Here is a 17,042-nt window from a genome sequence, read left to right as displayed (position 1 = left end):
AAAACATGACAACTCAAGCTCATCAACTTGCGAAACCATGCGCATGCACCCGCGATTCCCTTTGCAGACAACGAAGAAAACACGCAGGTTTACGCATGGATCAGAAACCCAAGCAAGGCCAACGGGCCTGCGTCATGCAGCCCAGGGTTCGTAGAACCCTGGGAACACGCCCCGACAACAGCCCTACACCAAGGGCGAACCACAACGTGGTTCCGTCCATCGTCGCTGGAGGAGGACGGAACCGCGTTGCGGTTCACCCTTGAGAGAGTCGAAATCGTTGTGACGCGAGACCCAGGGTAGCGCTTCGCACAACCCTGGGCTGCATGACGGAAGGCCGTTGGGCTTGGAGCTGATTTTTTCATCATGTTCTCAACCAATGAAGGAGCTTCTCGTGCAACCTGTTGTCTGAGGTTTACTTCCGTCAGTTCCTCATCAAAGCGCACCTCCAGGAGAATCACTCCATGTTTGTTACAAAGTTTGCGTTTGCGCTCATCTCTTTGCTGAAGTGCGAGTAAACCATCCTCTCCTCCCCAATGGTTTATGGCTTGAAAATGCTGCTGACCTTGGAATTCAAAGGCCGTAGCAATCTCGGGGAGAAAAACATCAAGCTCTAAACCTTCAAGAAATTCTGGACGTGAACATCTGTGGACAGCCCAGCCAGGAAAAACTCTTTTCACGAGCTGAAACAGCATGGTTTCCCCAGTAGAGCCTGAGCCCACAGGACGGAATCCCATCCGTTCCCTGACTTTATTCTCAACAACCCTATGAACCTGACGGCATTGACGAGAAAACTGTTTTTCCAACTCGAAAGCCTTCTTGTCGTCCTGAGTCCTAAGGCGCGATTGGCATTCGAAGAAGCTGTTCGGATCCAGAAGAAGCAATTCACGAATCTCTTCGGGACATCGGTTGTAGTCCACCCAGTTTTGAAATATTCCCAGATCGAGTCGATGTTGCTTTAGGTACCAACCGTAGTTTTGAACAAAAGGAGAGCCATACATTTCATGGCACCATCTGTAGCTTGGCACTGCTGCATTGCATTGGTGGCATAAACCTGGCTGAAATTGGAAAGCTTCCGCACAAGTCGGTGACATTTCAGCTCCGAAAGTCTCAACAGCATCCACAATTGCAGCAGGAAAGCCAAGCGAGTCCATCAAGAACATTCGTCTTTTGTCGGAGTTACGGGGAGAGGACACACGAAGCCGGTCTGTGATATAGTGTGCTATCGCACTCTTGGAACATTCACAGAAAACGGGCGTGTCGATAAGCGAAGCACCAAAAGCCAAAAAAGTGCCGTAATGGCCTGGATAGTGGACAAAAGGTAGCGGCAAATTCTCTTGGGCCACAGTTCGCATTTCAAAAGCGATGGGCTTTCGCTGTTTGCTGCTTCGTTTCATACACAAAGACAACTATGGCTCGATCATAAAGCCTCTAAAAGACACCAAATCATTGAACTCGCTCACTCGATCACCTTGATCTTCACATTCCGATACCACACCGGAGCCTGGGCCTTGCCGTGGAGGCCCTGGAGGCCGATGGGGCCTTTGCGGGCGAAGTCTTTGAGGGCGGTGGGGAATTTGTTCGGGGTGCCGTCGGGGTTCTTTTTCACTTCGGGCCAGTTGTCGAGGTTGGCGTTGATGACTTCTTCGCCGTTGAACACGACGCTGACCAGCGGGCCTTTGCAGGTGATGGTGAAGTGGTTCCACTCGCCGACGGGTTTGGCAGCGCTCTTGCTCGGTGGCATGGCGTCATAAATCGCGGCGACCATGCCGTATTTGCTGCCATCGGCGCTGTCATGGACCTGAATTTCGAGGGCGGAGAGGACGTTCTTGATGTCGCCGGAGCGGAGGAAGACGCCGCTGTTCGATTCCGCGATCACCTTGAACTCAAGGTCGAGGATGAAGTCGCCATACGAGTCCTTGGTCCAGAGCGTGTCGTGGGTCTTGGCGACGAGTTCCTTGCCCTCAAACACCCAGCCAGCGGGATCGACGGTGTTGGAGAGATCGGTGGCGAAGAGATCCTTCCACTCGGTGGTGTCTGGGTGCTCGGCGGCGAGGGACAGCGTGGAGATGAGGGCGAGGAAGGTGGTAAGCGGCTTCATGGTGGGCCGGAGCGTCAAGGATTGGTCCAGGAGGTCAAGGGAGGAGTTTGCGGTGAAAAATTGAATTCCATGGACGGCTCGGCATGCTGGCAGGCATGAACTTGAATCTCGCTGGCCAGTCGATCGCCGTGTTTGGAGCCGCCAGAGGCATTGGGCGGGCGATTGCGGATGGCTTTGTGGCCGAGGACTGCTCGGTGCGTGGCTTTGACCGCGAATCAGGCGCGGATTTCATCACGACCGGTGATGTGACGAGCTATGAGGCGGTGAAAACCTTCGCGGCGGGCTTTGAGGCGGTCGATCACGTCGTGTTCTGCGTCGGGATCGGCTCCGGGAAGTTTGGCTTTCCGTTTTGGAACCTGGAGCCGTCTGACTGGGCACGGGTGCTGGAGGTGAACCTCGTTGGCGCGGTGAATGTGGCGCATGCCTTCGCGCCGAGGCTGATCGAGCGGGGCGCGGGCTCGATGCTGTTTCTTGTTTCCGTGGCCGGGCAGATGGGATCACAGACGGACCCGCCGTACAGCGCGTCAAAGGCGGCGTTGATCAATTTTACCCAATGCGCCGCCAAGGACCTCGGTCCGCACAACATCCGCGTGAACGCGCTGGCGCCCGGCATGGTGAAAACGGAGCTGAACCAGTCCATCTGGGCCGCCGGGCAGAAAAAGCTGCCGGAAGACCAGCGCCAGAGCTTTGATGACTGGGCGGCGGAGAAGATCAAAAAAGTCTCCCACTTGGGCCGCTGGCAGATGCCGGAGGAATATGCCGCCATGGCGACCTTCCTAGCCTCAGACCACGCGAAGAACATCACCGGGCAGACGATCAACATCGACGGCGGGCAAGTGATGCACTCTTGAATTCCAAGGCCCGGTCTCCGGCACCGGGTTTGTGGCGGGACTTGGGCGAAAATGTGGGCGAAAACCCGCCGGAAGCGCCGCCAGGATTTTATAGGATTGCTTTTTCAGCGGCTTTAGCCAATTCTCAGACAATTCCATTCTTGGATCTCACCCTCGTCAGCCCCATGAAACTCACTCGTTCCCTGCTCTGCCTCTCGGTTCTCGCCGCCCTGTCCTTTACTTCTTGCAAGAACTCCGAAGGAGGCACCACCACCAATCTCTCGATCGGCAACACGCCAATCCACGCCCACCGGATTGGCCTTGTCGATCCTAACGCGCCCGACAGCTACGGCGGCTACGGTGGTGGCTTCAACGGCGGCTATGCCTTCTACCCCATGCCGACCGAAAGGTACGGTGACTATTTCAACCCTGAGAACGACCATAGTCTCGTCGGCAACAGTTGGGAACGCTACAATACCGTGTTCAAAAACTACACGCAGACCGTCGCCACCCAGCCGGTCCCGCAGGCGACTCCGATGACCTACAGCAAGTAGGCGGCAGAATCACGAGCGGCGTTTCAGACGAGTCGTCTGAAACGCCGCTTTTTTGTTTTGATGCACCAGCGCTGTCACTCATACAGCCGGAACAAGCCGCTGTGGTCGAGGTCGCCGAAGCCCTTTTCGTGAACGAACTTCTCCCACTGCGCGAGGGAGTTTTTCAAGGTGGGTGAGTCGAGTCCGACGGAATCGGCGAGCTGGGACATGAGACGTACATCCTTGAGCTGGAGCGTGGCGCGGCCACCGGGAACGAAGTTGCGGTGAACCATGCGGTCGCCGTGGAGATCAAGGATGCGACTTTCGGCGAAGCCGCCAAGGAGAGCCTTGCGCACAAGGGCGGGATCGACACCGGAAAGTTCGGCGAGACGCAGGGCCTGCGCAACGGCGTCGATGGTTTGCGCGACAATGAGCTGATTGGCGAGCTTGGTGACCTGTCCGCTGCCGCTGGGGCCAAGATGGGTGATGTTTTTGCCCACGACTTGGAAGATCGGCAAGGCGCGTTGGAAATTCGCCTCGCTGCCACCCGCCATGATCGTCAGTGTCGCGGCTTCGGCACCGACCTGGCCGCCGGAGACGGGCGCATCGACCCAGTTCACGCGTTCGGCCCATTTTTTCGTCTCAGGAACGCCCGTGGTGCCGAAGTCGATGATGAGCGCGTCCGGGTGCAGGCCTTCGATCAAACCACCGGGGCCAAAGACGACGTTTTCGACGACATCGGTCATGGTTAGGTTGATGCAGATGACACCGGGGCCGATTTCGCGGGCGAGCTCAGGCAAACTGGCGGCACGGCGCATGCCGAGTGCCACGGCGGCCTCGGCAGGTGCGTCGCTGCGGTTCCAGACGACGACATCGGCTCCCGCCTCGTGCAAATGACGCGCGTTGGCCCGACCCATGTTGCCGAGTCCGACGAATCCGATCTTGTGTCCTGCGAGTGGCTTGCTCATGTCGGCGAACTCACATCAGGCAACCACTGATGGCAAACATCTTCCCCACTCACACATGAAAATCATCATCACCGGCGGCGGCGGCTTTCTCGGCTCGCAACTCGCACAGAAGCTCCTCGAACGCGGCACTTGGAACGGCCAGCCGGTCACGGAGATGGTGCTGCTGGATGCGTTTTTTCGCGGAGAGCCCACCGATGCACGCGTGAAGCAGGTGAAGGGCGACATTGGCGACCGGGCCACGGTTTTCGCAGCTACGGGCTCGAAGTTCGATGTGATTTTTCATCTGGCGTCGATGGTCAGCGGTGAATGTGAGGAGCGCTTCGATGACGCGATGCGTGTGAACCTGGATGGTGGCAGAAATGTGTTTGAGGCGGCCAGAGCGGCGGAAGGCCGGCCGCGCGTCGTATTTGCGAGCAGCGTTGCGTGCTACGGCGGCTTGGACATGTCGCAGATGATGTCCGACACCACCAAACAGCTCCCACAGACGACCTACGGCATGACGAAGGCGATGTGTGAGATGATGGTGAACGATCACACGCGCAAAGGCCACTTCGACGGCCGCAGCGTGCGCCTGCCGACGGTGATCGTGCGTCCGGGCAAGCCGAACGCAGCTGCTTCGAGCTGGGCGAGTGGGATGTTTCGTGAGCCGCTCAATGGAGAAGCCTGCAACTTGCCAATCCGCCGCGATCAACCGCATCCGATGACGGGTTATCGCACGGTGATCGAGTCGTTCATCGCTTTGAGCGAGGTGGAACAGTCAAAACTCGGCAAAGACCGCGCTTATGTGTTGCCCGCGCATCGCGTGACGCCGCAGATCGCAGAGAAGGTGATCCAAGAAGTCGCGGCGGAACGTGGGATCAAGCTAGGACCGATTGTGGATGCGTTTGATGCGCGGATTCAAGGCATCGTCGATAACTGGCCGCAGCAGGTGGATGGCTCACGCGCCGTGGAGATCGGCCTGCCGCGCCCGCCGGATTTGAAGGTGATCGTGGAGCAATACGTCGAGGACTTTGGGCCCAAACAGGCCTAGCGGCGGCGATGCGTGAGGCACTTGAAGGCGGTTCCTGCGCCTTCGGGATCGAGAAGCTGTGATGAAGCGTCGTATGGCTGAAGAAATTCGGCGAGCGTTTGATGTGCGGTCTGCTCAAGGCCGAGCTCGCGCAGCCAGGCGGCGTAGTCGGTGAAGTTGATGTCTGCGGTGATGTCCTGGCGGCCGGGGTTGGCGTAGATGTCGGTGCCGGTAAGCCTTTGATGCAGCAGGTAGGCGCGCAGCGTGCCGTGCGGACGGCGGTGGTAGAGCTGCGGAAAGTCATCACCGTAGTCGATGCTGAGCATGGAGCCGCCTTTCCAATGCGGTGTCCATTGGTGCAGCCAGTCGCGGATGCTGGGATGTAGTTCGCAGCGCTGCCCGTCTTTGAAGGTGCTGTGACGCAGAGCACTGAAGTATGCGGAATCGAGATGATGCGGGTGAAGCTGCTCTGGCACCCAGACTTCGTGCCAAAGACCGTTTTGCCACTGCACGAGCGTGGCGGGAAAGGCATCGAGCAGCTCGTTGTGGTAGATGAATGCCTGGCCTTGAGCGTGGGCAAGCGCGGATTCGAGGTCGTGGTGCCAGCTCACTCTGCTGCCAAGTCGCTTTTGCTGCTCTGCACGGAGAACGGGGGAGGTCTCGACGATGTGGAAGGTGAACTGGCGGCGCTGCCACCAGCCAAGGGATGAGCGAACAGCGGCCATGAGCGAGCCATCGCCCGCGCCGACTTCGATGATGTTGCGGATTTGAGGCTGACCTTTTGATTCAGATTTGAGCCAAGCGGCAATGGCTCGTCCCAAGCAGGAGGAAAGTGTGGCGGAGGTGGCGAAATCTCCGCGTGCGCCCACCGTGCGAATGTGGCGGGTATAGTAGCCGCGTTCGGGGTCGAACAGGGCGCGGGCCATGAATTTTGAAAATGGCTCGGCCATTTGAAGCGAATCGTTTCAGCGGAGTGCTGCGGACTCGGAGGTCCGCGCTGCGAAGCTGCGAATGATTTCATCGGCGATGATTTCCAGGCCCTCACGAACGATGTGCTGCGGCTGCGAGTAGGTGAGGCGCAGGCATTCGTGCGGATGCCGCCACTCCTGATCAATGCCATAAGCGAAGTAGTGGCCGGGGATGACGAGGACTTTGCGTTCTTTGAGGCGACGATAGAGTTCCTTGGCCGTGATGGGCAGGCCGTTGATCCAGAGCCAGAGGAAGAAGGCTCCCTCTTGGGCATGCAATGCCCACGGCACGCGGTCGCCAAGCGCGTTGGCTAGCACGGATTTGGCATAGTCGGAACGTTCGCGATAAAACGGGCGGATGACCTCAGGGCCGAGCTTGATGAGCGTGTCATCTTTGAGCAGCGGCATGAGCAGCGCCTGGCCAAGGTTGCCATTCGCGAGTGAGACGATGGCATTCATGTTCGAGAGCGCCTTCACGATGTGCGGATCGGCAACGATCATGGCGGTGCGAACGCCGGGGAGGCCGACCTTGCTCATGCTGATGCTGAAGATCATGCCAGGCTGCCATTTCGGCTGGAAGCCGTTGTGAATGACGCCGGGAAATGGGTGGCCGTAGGCGTTGTCGATGATGAGCGGGATGCCGTGCGCGTCGGCGAGCGCGTGGAGGCTGTCGAACTCGTTTTGCGTGAGGACGTTGCCGGTGGGATTCGTGGGGCACGAAACGCACAGAGCGGCGATGTCAGGCGTGATGCGCAGGCGGTCGAAATCGACATGGTATTTGATCTCATGCGGCGCGGTCTCGACGATGCGCGGCAGGCAGGCGGTGAACTGGCCTTCGGTGAGCGACTGGTTGGCGTAGCCGATGTATTCGGGCAGCAGCGGGAAGAGAATACGACGTTTGGACGAGCCGGTCTGGCCTGCGAGGAGATTGAAGAGCAGAAAGCAGGCGCTTTGACTGCTGGGCATCACGGCGATGTTTTCGCTGGTGACATTCCAGCCGCACTCGCGCTGAAGGAACGCCGCGAAGGCTTCGCGAAAGAGCGGATTGCCGCCGGGCGGATCGTAATTGAGCAGCGTGCGGTCGATGCTGCCGTCGTCGAGCATGGCGCGCATGCGCTCGTGCCAGAGCTGCTGCACCTGCGGAATGGCCGCAGGCTGTCCGCCACCGAGCATGCGCATGTCAGGATGCGTGGTGAGCGCGGCTCCGCAGTCATCCATGAGCTCCTGGATGCCGCTGGGCCCGGCAAGACGCATGCCGATGTCTGAGAAGGTGGTTTGCATCAAGAAGCGACGGAGGTTTGCACCCAGTCGCGAATGCTGAAGCTTGGCGCGGCTTTTTCAATCTGCCAGCGGCCATCCGCATTGAGCCTGAAACTGCCGACCCAGCGCTGGTGCCATTCCTCAGGCGCGATCATGCTGAGCTGACGTTTGCCTTCGACCTCATAGAGATGGTACACCTCGCCGCAAACGGGCTCGAAGCCGAATTGGCTTTCGTAGATGAGCTTGTTCCAGTTGAAGGCGTCGATGACCTCCATGTAGCGCTCCTGAATTTCGACCATCTCCTGCTGCAGCTCACGCTCGACTCGGGAAACGCCGCGAGATTTGAAACTGGTGAGATCCTGCGGGATGATTTTGGCGGCGAGACGCGAAACGGGATACGGCAGGTAGTTGCCGCGTGGCTCGGGGGCTTGCAGGGCTGCGTCGATGGGGTCCAAAACAGGGCTGATGTGGGTCATAGGATGTGCGGGAGGGGCGCGAGATCAAGATGGTGCTTTGATTTGAAAAGCGGCATCCTGGGCTTACGATGATGAATGAAGAACGTCTCACAACTGCTGGCTGCCGCCTTGTTTTCAACGCTGCTGGCGTCTTGCGCGTCGCGCACCATGGACAGTGTGCCCACCGCGCAGGAACTGGAAGCTTATGAACGTGTGATCAAATCCCGGATGCAAGATCGATACAACGAACTGGCACATCAGCGCTCGCGTGGCGCGATCAGCCAGGCCGATTATGAGGAGCAGAAGCGCAGACTGGACTCTGAGGTGGCGGAAAAGGTGAATGACGCGGCTTGGAACAAGCATTTCCTGGCGGAGTCCGAGCGCAAGGCCGATGGCGTGCCGACGCCGGATGCGCCTGTGGCGCTGAATCCTGGCGCGACCTCGGGGAACTCGTTTTACAGGCCCTCCAATCAAAATTACGGGCAGGTCACAGGCATGAGTGGTGTCGGGGGGATGGGCAGCATGCGTGCGGCGAACGAGCAGATCGGCAATGTGCAAACCGTACGCCAGGACGCCATGTCTTCGGGGGGCACCTTTTTGTCCAAGCCGCCGCCTGGCTCTATTTACGATAACGCTGCGCGGTGATTTGATCCACTGAGCTTGCCTCCAGCGCGGGGATCCTGGATTTTTACGAGCCTGAAACGCGAAAAGCCCTGTGAGGATGAACCCCACAGGGCTTTTGTTGGCAGGTTGCCCCGCCACATTGACCTCACAAGGAGGCCAACGAGTTACTTCTTCTTGGCAGCCTTCTTGACGGCCTTTTTGGCAGCTTTCTTAGCAGGAGCCTTTTTGGCGGCTTTCTTGACGGCCTTTTTTGCAGCTTTCTTAGCCATAGTGTTTGTCCTCTGTTTGTTGTTGGTTGCTTTGTTGTTTTGTTTTGCCGCAGACGCGCTTTTGACGACGCCTCCACGGACATTTTTTCCTGCGGCGGCCGATGCGGTCGCACGCTTTTCTTCAATCGCGGCCTGCGCGGCGGCAAGGCGGGCGACGGGAACTCGGAAAGGACTGCAGCTCACATAAGTGAGGCCCACACGGTGGCAGAATTTGACGCTGTCAGGATCTCCGCCGTGCTCGCCGCAGATGCCGAGCTTGATGTCCGGCTTGGTTTTGCGGCCTTTTTCGATAGCGATCTTGATGAGCTGACCGACACCGGTCTGGTCAAGAGTGGCGAAGGGGTTCTTCTTGAAGATTTCGTTCTCGGTGTAGGGCATCAGGAAGCTGCCCATGTCGTCACGGCTGATGCCGAGCGCGGTCTGGGTGAGGTCGTTGGTGCCGAAGCTGAAGAACTCCGCCGTTTCGGCGATCTCATCAGCCGTCAGTGCTCCACGCGGCACCTCAATCATGGTGCCGACGAGATAATCGAGCTTCACTTTTTTCTCGCTCATCACTTCTTTCGCCACTTTATGCACGATTTCGACCTGAAGGTCGAGTTCTTTCTTGAAGCCGACGAGCGGAATCATCACCTCAGGTTTCACCTTGATCTTCTGCTTCGCCACATCGGCGGCGGCCTCGAAGATCGCGCGTGCCTGCATCTCGGTGATCTCAGGATACGCGATGCCAAGACGGCAGCCGCGATGACCGAGCATCGGATTGAACTCATGCAGCTGTTGAACGCGCGCGGCAACCTTGTCCACCGTCACGCCCATCTTCCGTGCCAGCTCCGCCTGCGCCTTTTCATCGTGAGGCACAAACTCATGCAGCGGAGGGTCCAGCAGACGAATAGTGGCAGGAAGGCCCTTGAGCGCCTTGAAGATGCCGGTGAAGTCCTCGCGCTGGTAAGGCAGCAGCTTGGCGAGCGCCTTTTTGCGGTCGGTGACGTTGTCGGCGAGAATCATCTCACGCACAGCGTCGATGCGATTTCCTTCGAAGAACATGTGCTCGGTGCGGGTAAGGCCGATGCCTTGGGCGCCGAACGCGATGGCGTTCTGAGTCTGCTCTGGATTGTCGGCATTGGTACGCACCTGGAGGCGCGTGGCTTTGCCGCACCAGATCATGAGCTGCTGGAAGCTCTTGAACTTCTCGGTGGCCTGGGCCGCCTTATCACCATGAATCATGCCCGTGATGATTTCAGACGGCGCGGTCTTGAGCTGGCCGCCATAGACAATGCCGCTGGTGCCATCAATGGAGAGGAAATCGCCCTCCTTGAAGGTTTGACCGTCAACTGTGACGGTTTTCTTGTCATAGTCGATCACAAGAGCAGAGGCACCGCAGATACAAACCTTGCCCATCTGACGAGCCACGAGAGCCGCATGCGATGAAACACCGCCGCGAGCTGTCAGAATGCCTTCGGCAGCGATCATGCCGCGAAGATCTTCGGGGCTGGTCTCGTTGCGGACGAGAAGCACCTTTTCACCGTTTTGCTCGGCAATGACGGCACGGTCCGCGTTGAGATAAATTTTGCCAGAAGCGGCACCAGGACCGGCAGGGAGGCCGGAGGCGATGGCTTTTGCTTTTTTGACATCGGCGACATCAAAGATCGGCGCGAGCAACTGGTCGAGCTGGTCGGCAGGATTGCGCATGATGGCGGTTTCCCAGTCGATGAGCTTTTCCTTCACCATGTCCATGGAGAATTTAAGCGCGGCGGCGGCAGTGCGCTTGCCATTGCGCGTCTGAAGCATGAAGAGCTTGCCTTCCTGAATGGTGAACTCGACGTCCTGCACATCCTTGAAATGCTTTTCGAGCTTTTTACGGACGAGCAGCAGCTCGGCGTAGGACTTCGGCATTTCCTTCTGAAGCTGAGCCACAGGCTCAGGGGTGCGCACGCCGGCGACGACGTCCTCGCCCTGGGCGTTGATGAGGAACTCACCGTAGAATTCATTGACGCCGTTGGCGGGATTGCGTGTGAAGGCCACACCAGAACCGGAGGTGTTGCCGGTGTTGCCAAACACCATGGCCTGCACGTTCACTGCCGTGCCCCATTCGGCGGGGATGCCATATTTACGGCGGTAAACGATCGCGCGATCGTTCATCCATGAACCGAACACAGCTCCAGCGGCACCACGAAGCTGATCCCATGGATCGCTTGGGAAGTTTTTGCCACTGCGGTCTTTGACGAGCGCTTTGAAGCGCTTCACGAGTTCCTGCTGATCTTCGGCAGTGAGATCGCTATCGAGAATGTCCTTGTGGTACTTCTCGTGTTTGAACTCTTCGATGATAGTCTCGAAGGGCTCATGGTCTTCACCTTCACGCTTCTGCACGCCCATGACGACGTCGCCATACATCTGAACGAAACGGCGGTAGCAGTCCCAGGCGAAACGTTCGTTGTTCGTGGCAGCCACGAGCGAGAGAACCGTCTGGTCGTTGAGGCCAAGGTTCAGGATGGTGTCCATCATGCCGGGCATGGAATCACGTGCGCCGGAACGCACGGCGACAAGCAACGGGAAGCCTTTGGCGTCACCGAACTTGTAGCCCATGATCTTCTCCATGTTGCGCACGCCTGCTTCCATCTGGGACTGCAGGGCGGCGGGGTAGGTCTTCTTGTTTTGGTAAAAGTAGGTGCAGACCTCGGTGCTGATGGTGAACCCGGGAGGAACGGGAAGACCGATGCGACTCATCTCCGCGAGGTTGGCGCCCTTGCCGCCCAACAATGCTTTCATGGAGCCGTCTCCGTCTGCTTTCCCTGCTCCGAAGGAATAGACATATTTCTTTTTATCTGCGCCGCTCTTGGTTGCTTGCTTTGCCATAGATTTTGCCGGTCGATTGATTCGAACCGTGGTTGTGTGTGTGTTCAGTGAAGGATGGAGGGCGGATTTATAGCGTTCGATTATATGATGCAAGCATTTGTTGACAATCAAAAGTTCAGAACACACTCACATGGCAAAACAAACCGAGTGAGACAGGCATGTGAACTCGCATGCAGGACAGAGCGCAAGTGAGGCGAAGATCATGCGCATTGATGAGAGATATTGACGCGGAGTTTTAAAAACGATTAAATCAAAGCGTGTGGCATTTCAGACCGCATGCGAAAAAACTCATCCTCCAAAGAAGATCATGAAAACCAACCGCCCAGTCAATTCATCCATCCACCAGGGCTTCACGCTCATTGAGCTGCTGGTGGTCATCGTCATCATCGGAATCCTGGCCAGCTTGGTGATGTCTCAAGCCACCAAAATGATAGCTGATGCTCGAAAGCTCCAAGTGCAGACAGTGATTAAAGACCTGCGCATCGCCATTGGTGGGTATCTGGTTGAATATAATCGCTATCCAGTCGATTCCAGCCTGTTGAGTGGATCCGACGGCGAGGACGCGCCGGAAATGCAGACCGACGAAAAAACCGGAATCGTGGATGCGCTGATGAGCACCTCGTCCTCCGACAGCAAATCCAATCTCAACCCCAAGGACATCAAATTTATCGATCTGCCTTTGGCCAAAAATGGAATGTTTGGCCTCGTGAACGCACAACCACCCTACAAGCTCACTGATCTTTGGGGACAAACTTACCGTGTTCTGCTGGACACCAACGGTGACAAACAGGTCAAGAATCCTGATCTCCAAAACTCCGACCCCAAGATTTCACAAAACCCAACCAGCCCTCCGCCACAAAAACTACCCACGGAAGTTGCCATCTATAGCACCGGCTTGGACAAAGTTGCGAGCACCGCAGATGACGTCGTATCGTGGCGGCAGAAATAAAGCCTGCCTCAGCTGAAATTGAACAAAGACGCGGCATGTCCTCATGCCGCGTTTTTTTGTGACCGGCTCAAACGTATTTGGCCAGCAACTCGCCCGTCTTCGTGAGATCTGCCTTCTCGTAAAAATCATCTTCCACCATGCAGACTGGTCCGAAGCCGCAACTGGCCAGACACTCGGCAAACTCGATGCTGTATTTCCCGTCCGGGCTTACCGCGATGGGATGATGGTGGTCCGCATGCGACCGATCGATGTTGGCTGTTTTGCAAAGCGACTCCATCAGCTCGTGGCTGCCAGCCATCGCGCAGGAAAGCGTGCGGCATACACGGATGTGAAATTTGCCAGGGGCGGTCTGGCGGAAGCCGGGATAAAAAGTCACCACTTCAAGCACCTGAATGGGTTCTAACCCCAGCTTGGCAGCCACCCAGGCCACCGCCTCATCGCTAATAAAGCGGAAATGATGCTGCATGAGATGCAGAAGAGGCAACACGGCGCTGCGCTTCGACACCGGGTAGTGCGAGATCGCCTCATCCATGCGTTTTTCCAAGTCGGCTGGAACTTCAAAGGCCATGCGTGCGTGTCTCGTAAAAAGGTTTGAGGAGGAAATCAGCGGTCACACTCGCCCATGACGAAGTCAAGGCTGCCAAGCACGGCAGGGATGTCGCTGAGCATATGGCCGGGGATGAGTTTGGAAATGATGCTGAGATTCAGGAAGGAGGGACTGCGGATTTTCAGCCGATGCGGCACACCGCCTCCGGTGCTGTTGATGTAAAAGCCCAGCTCTCCCTTCGGATTCTCGGCGGAGAAATAGACCTCCCCAGCAGGAGCATCAATGCCTTGGGTGGCGATGATGAAATGGTGGATCAACTCCTCCATCTTCATCAGGACTTTTTCTTTCTTCGGAAGCAGACCCTTGGCATCAGCCACGTTGATCGGTCCTTCAGGCAAGCTCGCGAACACCTGGCGCAGGATGCGCACGCTTTGGCGCATCTCCTCCATGCGAACGAGGTAACGGTCATAGCAGTCGCCCTTCTCTCCCACCGGCACGTCAAACTCATATTTGTCGTAGTCGAGGTAGGGTTTCGCCTTGCGGATGTCGTGCTCCACGCCAGATCCGCGCAGATTGGGCCCTGTGAGGCCATAGGCGATGGCGTCTTCTTTGGAGATCACGCCAATATCCTGAGTACGCTCAATGAAAATGCGGTTCCGCGAGAGGAGCTTGTCGATTTCATCAATCACTGGCTCCAGCTCATTGAGGAACTGCCTCACGGAATCGACGAAACCATTCGGCAGGTCACGGATCTGGCCACCCACACGGGTATAGCTCGTGGTAAAGCGCGCTCCCGTGAGCTGCTCGCAGAGGTTGTAGATTTTTTCGCGCTCGGTGAAGGTGTAAAGAAAGACTGTCATCGCCCCCACATCCATCGCGAACACCCCGACTCCGAGCATGTGAGCCGAGATGCGGGCCAGTTCGCAGCAGATCACCCGGATCGCCTTGCCACGCGCAGGCACTTCCCAGCCCATGAGTTTTTCCACTGCCAGCGCATAGGCCACATTGTTCGCCAGCGGAGCCAGGTAGTCCAACCGGTCCGTGTAGGGCACGAACTGGTTGTAGTGCATGTTCTCGGCGATTTTTTCGTCACCACGATGCAGGAACCCGACATCTGGATCGGCCTTGGTGATGATCTCGCCGTCCAGTTCCAAGATGAGCCGCAGCACTCCGTGAGTGGCAGGATGGCTGGGGCCCATGTTCAGCACGAGTTTCTCACCCACAATGTCCTGCGTGGTCTCTTCCACGGCTTCGAGATGCCGGGCCACCTTGGCGGCGGTGTCCGGAGCCTCATATTCTCGGGTAACGGTGGGCATGAAAAAAGCAGGGGGCTGATCTCTGACGTGAAACCTATCTATCTACGCTGCCCAAACTGCGGCAAGGCGATTTTGTGAAAAATTTCACAAGCTCGGCTCATGATGGGCCCCGCCAGCTTAAAAAGCCGCGGCCAACCCCTCCTAAAGTAGATGAAATCAACCACGCCGGTTGCCCCCAGGGTCAGTCTGGGACAAACTCTTCCCCATTAAATATGGGCCGCATTGTTCACTCTCAACTGCGTCTGGCGGCTGCAACCGCCATAGGGTGGTTCGCCCTATCGATCAACGGCCTGTCTCAAAGCGTACCCCCGCCTGCGGACGGCATTCTCGACGAAACCCGGGCGCTGACCGAGATGACGCACCGTCAGTTGGCGGACGAGTTACGGCAATTTCGCGAGAACCTGGATTGTGACGCCTGGATCACCGCGACCAGTTTCACCCCGGCGGACATGACGCTGCGACGGCGGGCGCAAATCAACCGCCGCGACTGGAGCGGTGAACGTCCTGCGGTGCTCATGGCCTATGACCGCGCCACGAACGGCGGAGCCATGTCCTTCGCACCAGAGCTATGGGGACGATATTCATCCGCAGAACTCATTGAGATCATGCAGGAGAGCCGCCGCATTCTCAGCAACAACACGCTGACACTCGACGAGCGCCTCACGCTGGCCACCCGTTCCTGGATAGATCGCCTGCGCACCATGGAAAGTGTACGACTCAGGCATACCCTGCCGCTCCAACAGGACGAAAAGCGACTCGCTCAGGCCACCGTTATAACGTTCGCCAGCGGTGCCGTCATCATCGCGTTGCTCGGGCTGGTCTCACGCAGGCGTTTGGCAAGCAGCGACCAACGCTTCCTCTTCCCTGAAGTCCACGTCGGCATGCGTTTCGGCGCACCTTACGGTGGTGGCGTCACATCCGAAATCAAAGCCCACGCCGACGGGCGGTGACACCGCAGGGAGTCTCACTCCTCGTTCTGAGTAGCCTCGTCCTGCCGGATGCCCATTTTCTCCAGCATTTTATCGAGCTGCTCCACATACTTCCACGGCAGCTTTTTGCGCTGATACTTGCGGAAGAGCAGATCCCGCAGCTCCAGCCAGCGCTCCGGCCCCGGTTTCTCCAACGGCATCCATGCCTCACCATCCGGATGCGCGACCCGAAACAGCCACTCACGGGAATTCCAATACGCGCGGATGTACTGCTTGCGGCCATCCTCCATTCGTTCGTGCCATTCGTGGATTTGGTTTTTGGTCATTGAGAGCGCACAGGATGCGCTAGTATCGCCCCCATGCAAGCCGCCAGCCCGGGCACCTCCCCCGCCCTGCCAAAACTCCTGCTCTATCTCATCGTCGTCATGCTCGGCGGCGCCTTGCTGGCGGTGCCGCTGTTTCATCTTGGCAAAACGGGCCATGCCTGGCTTTCCGCGTCCTCGTTGCGCGATACCGGCCTCGCCCCCTGGCTGCTGAAGGAAATCGAGCGTGCCCACTTCACCCGCTACTTCAACCGTGCCGTGCTCATTTGCGCCATCGTGTTCATCTGGCCGTTTTTACGCTGGGTGCGCATGGATCGCTCGCTGCTGCCAGCATGGCGGCCATTCAGCACCGGTATCAAGCAATGGGCGCTCGGTTTTGCGCTCGCCAGCGGACTGCTGCTCGCGCTTGGCTTCGTGTTCTTCAAACTTGGCGCGTATCAGCTCCATCCTCAGCCACGCTGGTTCAAATTGGGCGAGCCCATCACCGCCGCGCTCGGCGCGGGCATCGTCGAGGAGTTCTTTTTTCGCGGCCTGCTGCTCGGTCTTCTGCTGCGCAGCATGTCCACACGCTCCGCGTTGATCGTCGGCACTTTCGTCTTCGCCCTCGTCCACTTCTTGAAGCCCCCCGAAGGGTGGCAGATTGAGGACGCCGCCGTCACCTGGAGCAGCGGGTTTCTCGTGCTCCAACAGATCGCCGGCGGTTTTGGCGACGTGCAATTCCTCCTGGCCGAATTCGCCACGCTTTTCGCCGTTGGCTGGGTGCTCGCTCAGGCGCGCATGCAAACAGGAGCCCTGTGGGCTGGCATCGGCCTGCACGGTGGCTGGGTGTTTGGCCTGAAGTGGTTCAGTGCCATCACCGTTTACAATAGCGGCTGGCTGCCCTGGATAGGGGGCAATCTGAAAATCGGCCTCGCCCCCCTGCTCACCGTGCTCCTCACCGGCTGGATCGCCTCCCGCCTGCTGCCAGCCCGATAATTCATTTGCGCCGAGCTTCATGACACGGAACATGCCGCTCAGCAGCCCCTCGCCTGAGTGGCGGAATTGGTAGACGCGCCAGACTTAGGATCTGGTTGAGCAATCAGTGCAGGTTCGAGTCCTGTCTCAGGCACCACGC

The 17,042-nt window shown here is 57.9% G+C and carries 17 protein-coding genes and 1 tRNA gene; 8 read left to right on the top strand and 10 right to left on the bottom strand.

The window, feature by feature from the left end; genetic code table 11:
- Nucleotides 1–89 precede the first annotated feature (89 nt).
- Together ACILSI_RS25035 and ACILSI_RS25030 are read right to left on the bottom strand one after the other, a co-directional pair.
- Nucleotides 90–1,394, bottom strand: coding sequence for a hypothetical protein (locus ACILSI_RS25035; RefSeq protein ID WP_395724660.1), 1,305 nt, complete (start codon nucleotides 1,392–1,394; stop codon nucleotides 90–92).
- A 62-nt stretch (nucleotides 1,395–1,456) separates the two neighbouring features.
- Nucleotides 1,457–2,098, bottom strand: coding sequence for a DUF1080 domain-containing protein (locus ACILSI_RS25030; RefSeq protein ID WP_395724659.1), 642 nt, complete (start codon nucleotides 2,096–2,098; stop codon nucleotides 1,457–1,459).
- Nucleotides 2,099–2,193: 95 nt separating this feature from the next.
- On the opposite strand from ACILSI_RS25030, the gene ACILSI_RS25025 reads away from it, so the two are divergent.
- On the top strand, nucleotides 2,194–2,949 hold the full coding sequence (locus tag ACILSI_RS25025) for an SDR family NAD(P)-dependent oxidoreductase (RefSeq protein WP_395724658.1): 756 nt from the start codon (nucleotides 2,194–2,196) through the stop codon (nucleotides 2,947–2,949).
- A 164-nt stretch (nucleotides 2,950–3,113) separates the two neighbouring features.
- Nucleotides 3,114–3,482, top strand: coding sequence for a hypothetical protein (locus tag ACILSI_RS25020; protein WP_395724657.1), 369 nt, complete (start codon nucleotides 3,114–3,116; stop codon nucleotides 3,480–3,482).
- 74 nt (nucleotides 3,483–3,556) lie between these two features.
- On the opposite strand, the gene ACILSI_RS25015 is transcribed toward ACILSI_RS25020, so the two are convergent.
- The gene (locus tag ACILSI_RS25015; RefSeq protein ID WP_395724656.1) at nucleotides 3,557–4,429 is read right to left on the bottom strand and encodes an NAD(P)-dependent oxidoreductase; all 873 of its coding nucleotides are present in this window, start codon (nucleotides 4,427–4,429) and stop codon (nucleotides 3,557–3,559) included.
- A 55-nt stretch (nucleotides 4,430–4,484) separates the two neighbouring features.
- Here ACILSI_RS25015 and ACILSI_RS25010 point away from each other — a divergent pair, with 55 nt between their 5' ends.
- Entirely contained in the window at nucleotides 4,485–5,459 is a 975-nt protein-coding gene (locus ACILSI_RS25010; protein WP_395724655.1) for an NAD-dependent epimerase/dehydratase family protein, read from the top strand.
- Here the strand turns inward: ACILSI_RS25010 and ACILSI_RS25005 are convergent.
- Genes ACILSI_RS25005 through ACILSI_RS24995 form a run of 3 tightly spaced genes read right to left on the bottom strand, consistent with a single transcriptional unit; the run spans nucleotide 5,456 to nucleotide 8,142 of the window.
- A complete protein-coding gene (locus ACILSI_RS25005; RefSeq protein WP_395724654.1) occupies nucleotides 5,456–6,364 on the bottom strand; it encodes an SAM-dependent methyltransferase in 909 nt (302 codons plus the stop codon). The two genes, ACILSI_RS25010 and ACILSI_RS25005, sit on opposite strands and share 4 nt — an antisense overlap.
- Nucleotides 6,365–6,403: 39 nt before the next feature.
- The gene (locus tag ACILSI_RS25000; protein WP_395724653.1) at nucleotides 6,404–7,687 is read right to left on the bottom strand and encodes a valine--pyruvate transaminase; all 1,284 of its coding nucleotides are present in this window, start codon (nucleotides 7,685–7,687) and stop codon (nucleotides 6,404–6,406) included.
- Nucleotides 7,687–8,142 (bottom strand): DUF2452 domain-containing protein, encoded by a 456-nt coding sequence (locus ACILSI_RS24995; RefSeq protein WP_395724652.1) that lies wholly within the window; start codon nucleotides 8,140–8,142, stop codon nucleotides 7,687–7,689. Before ACILSI_RS24995 ends, ACILSI_RS25000 begins: the two co-directional genes overlap by 1 nt.
- 75 nt (nucleotides 8,143–8,217) lie before the next feature.
- Here ACILSI_RS24995 and ACILSI_RS24990 point away from each other — a divergent pair, with 75 nt between their 5' ends.
- Nucleotides 8,218–8,766: a hypothetical protein gene (locus ACILSI_RS24990; RefSeq protein WP_395724651.1), complete on the top strand. Its 549-nt coding sequence runs from the start codon at nucleotides 8,218–8,220 to the stop codon at nucleotides 8,764–8,766.
- Between the two features lie 143 nt (nucleotides 8,767–8,909).
- On the opposite strand, the gene ppdK is transcribed toward ACILSI_RS24990, so the two are convergent.
- On the bottom strand, nucleotides 8,910–11,864 hold the full coding sequence (ppdK, locus tag ACILSI_RS24985) for a pyruvate, phosphate dikinase (RefSeq protein WP_395724650.1): 2,955 nt from the start codon (nucleotides 11,862–11,864) through the stop codon (nucleotides 8,910–8,912).
- 307 nt (nucleotides 11,865–12,171) lie between these two features.
- Here ppdK and ACILSI_RS24980 point away from each other — a divergent pair, with 307 nt between their 5' ends.
- Nucleotides 12,172–12,813 carry a type II secretion system protein gene (locus tag ACILSI_RS24980; RefSeq protein ID WP_395724649.1) on the top strand — a complete coding sequence of 214 codons (642 nt, stop codon included), beginning with the start codon at nucleotides 12,172–12,174 and terminating at the stop codon, nucleotides 12,811–12,813.
- 67 nt (nucleotides 12,814–12,880) lie between these two features.
- Here the strand turns inward: ACILSI_RS24980 and ACILSI_RS24975 are convergent, their stop codons facing one another.
- Both ACILSI_RS24975 and nuoD read right to left on the bottom strand, forming a co-directional pair.
- Nucleotides 12,881–13,381: an NAD(P)H-dependent oxidoreductase subunit E gene (locus ACILSI_RS24975; protein ID WP_395724648.1), complete on the bottom strand. Its 501-nt coding sequence runs from the start codon at nucleotides 13,379–13,381 to the stop codon at nucleotides 12,881–12,883.
- A gap of 35 nt (nucleotides 13,382–13,416) precedes the next feature.
- On the bottom strand, nucleotides 13,417–14,676 hold the full coding sequence (gene nuoD / locus ACILSI_RS24970) for an NADH dehydrogenase (quinone) subunit D (RefSeq protein ID WP_395724647.1): 1,260 nt from the start codon (nucleotides 14,674–14,676) through the stop codon (nucleotides 13,417–13,419).
- 212 nt (nucleotides 14,677–14,888) lie between these two features.
- Here nuoD and ACILSI_RS24965 point away from each other — a divergent pair, with 212 nt between their 5' ends.
- Nucleotides 14,889–15,626 (top strand): hypothetical protein, encoded by a 738-nt coding sequence (locus ACILSI_RS24965; RefSeq protein ID WP_395724646.1) that lies wholly within the window; start codon nucleotides 14,889–14,891, stop codon nucleotides 15,624–15,626.
- A gap of 14 nt (nucleotides 15,627–15,640) precedes the next feature.
- Here the strand turns inward: ACILSI_RS24965 and ACILSI_RS24960 are convergent, their stop codons facing one another.
- The gene (locus ACILSI_RS24960; RefSeq protein ID WP_395724645.1) at nucleotides 15,641–15,931 is read right to left on the bottom strand and encodes a hypothetical protein; all 291 of its coding nucleotides are present in this window, start codon (nucleotides 15,929–15,931) and stop codon (nucleotides 15,641–15,643) included.
- Between the two features lie 33 nt (nucleotides 15,932–15,964).
- On the opposite strand from ACILSI_RS24960, the gene ACILSI_RS24955 reads away from it, so the two are divergent.
- Both ACILSI_RS24955 and ACILSI_RS24950 read left to right on the top strand, forming a co-directional pair.
- Complete coding sequence (locus ACILSI_RS24955) at nucleotides 15,965–16,903, top strand: type II CAAX prenyl endopeptidase Rce1 family protein (RefSeq protein ID WP_395724644.1); 939 nt, start codon at nucleotides 15,965–15,967, stop codon at nucleotides 16,901–16,903.
- Nucleotides 16,904–16,954: 51 nt separating this feature from the next.
- A tRNA-Leu gene (locus ACILSI_RS24950) sits at nucleotides 16,955–17,039 on the top strand.
- Nucleotides 17,040–17,042: the final 3 nt, after the last annotated feature.

Source organism: Prosthecobacter sp. (assembly GCF_044232965.1).
Classification (GTDB): Bacteria; Verrucomicrobiota; Verrucomicrobiia; order Verrucomicrobiales; family Verrucomicrobiaceae; genus Prosthecobacter.
The sequence above is the reverse complement of the archived record's forward strand: the minus strand, read 5'-3'. Positions and strand labels throughout refer to the sequence as shown.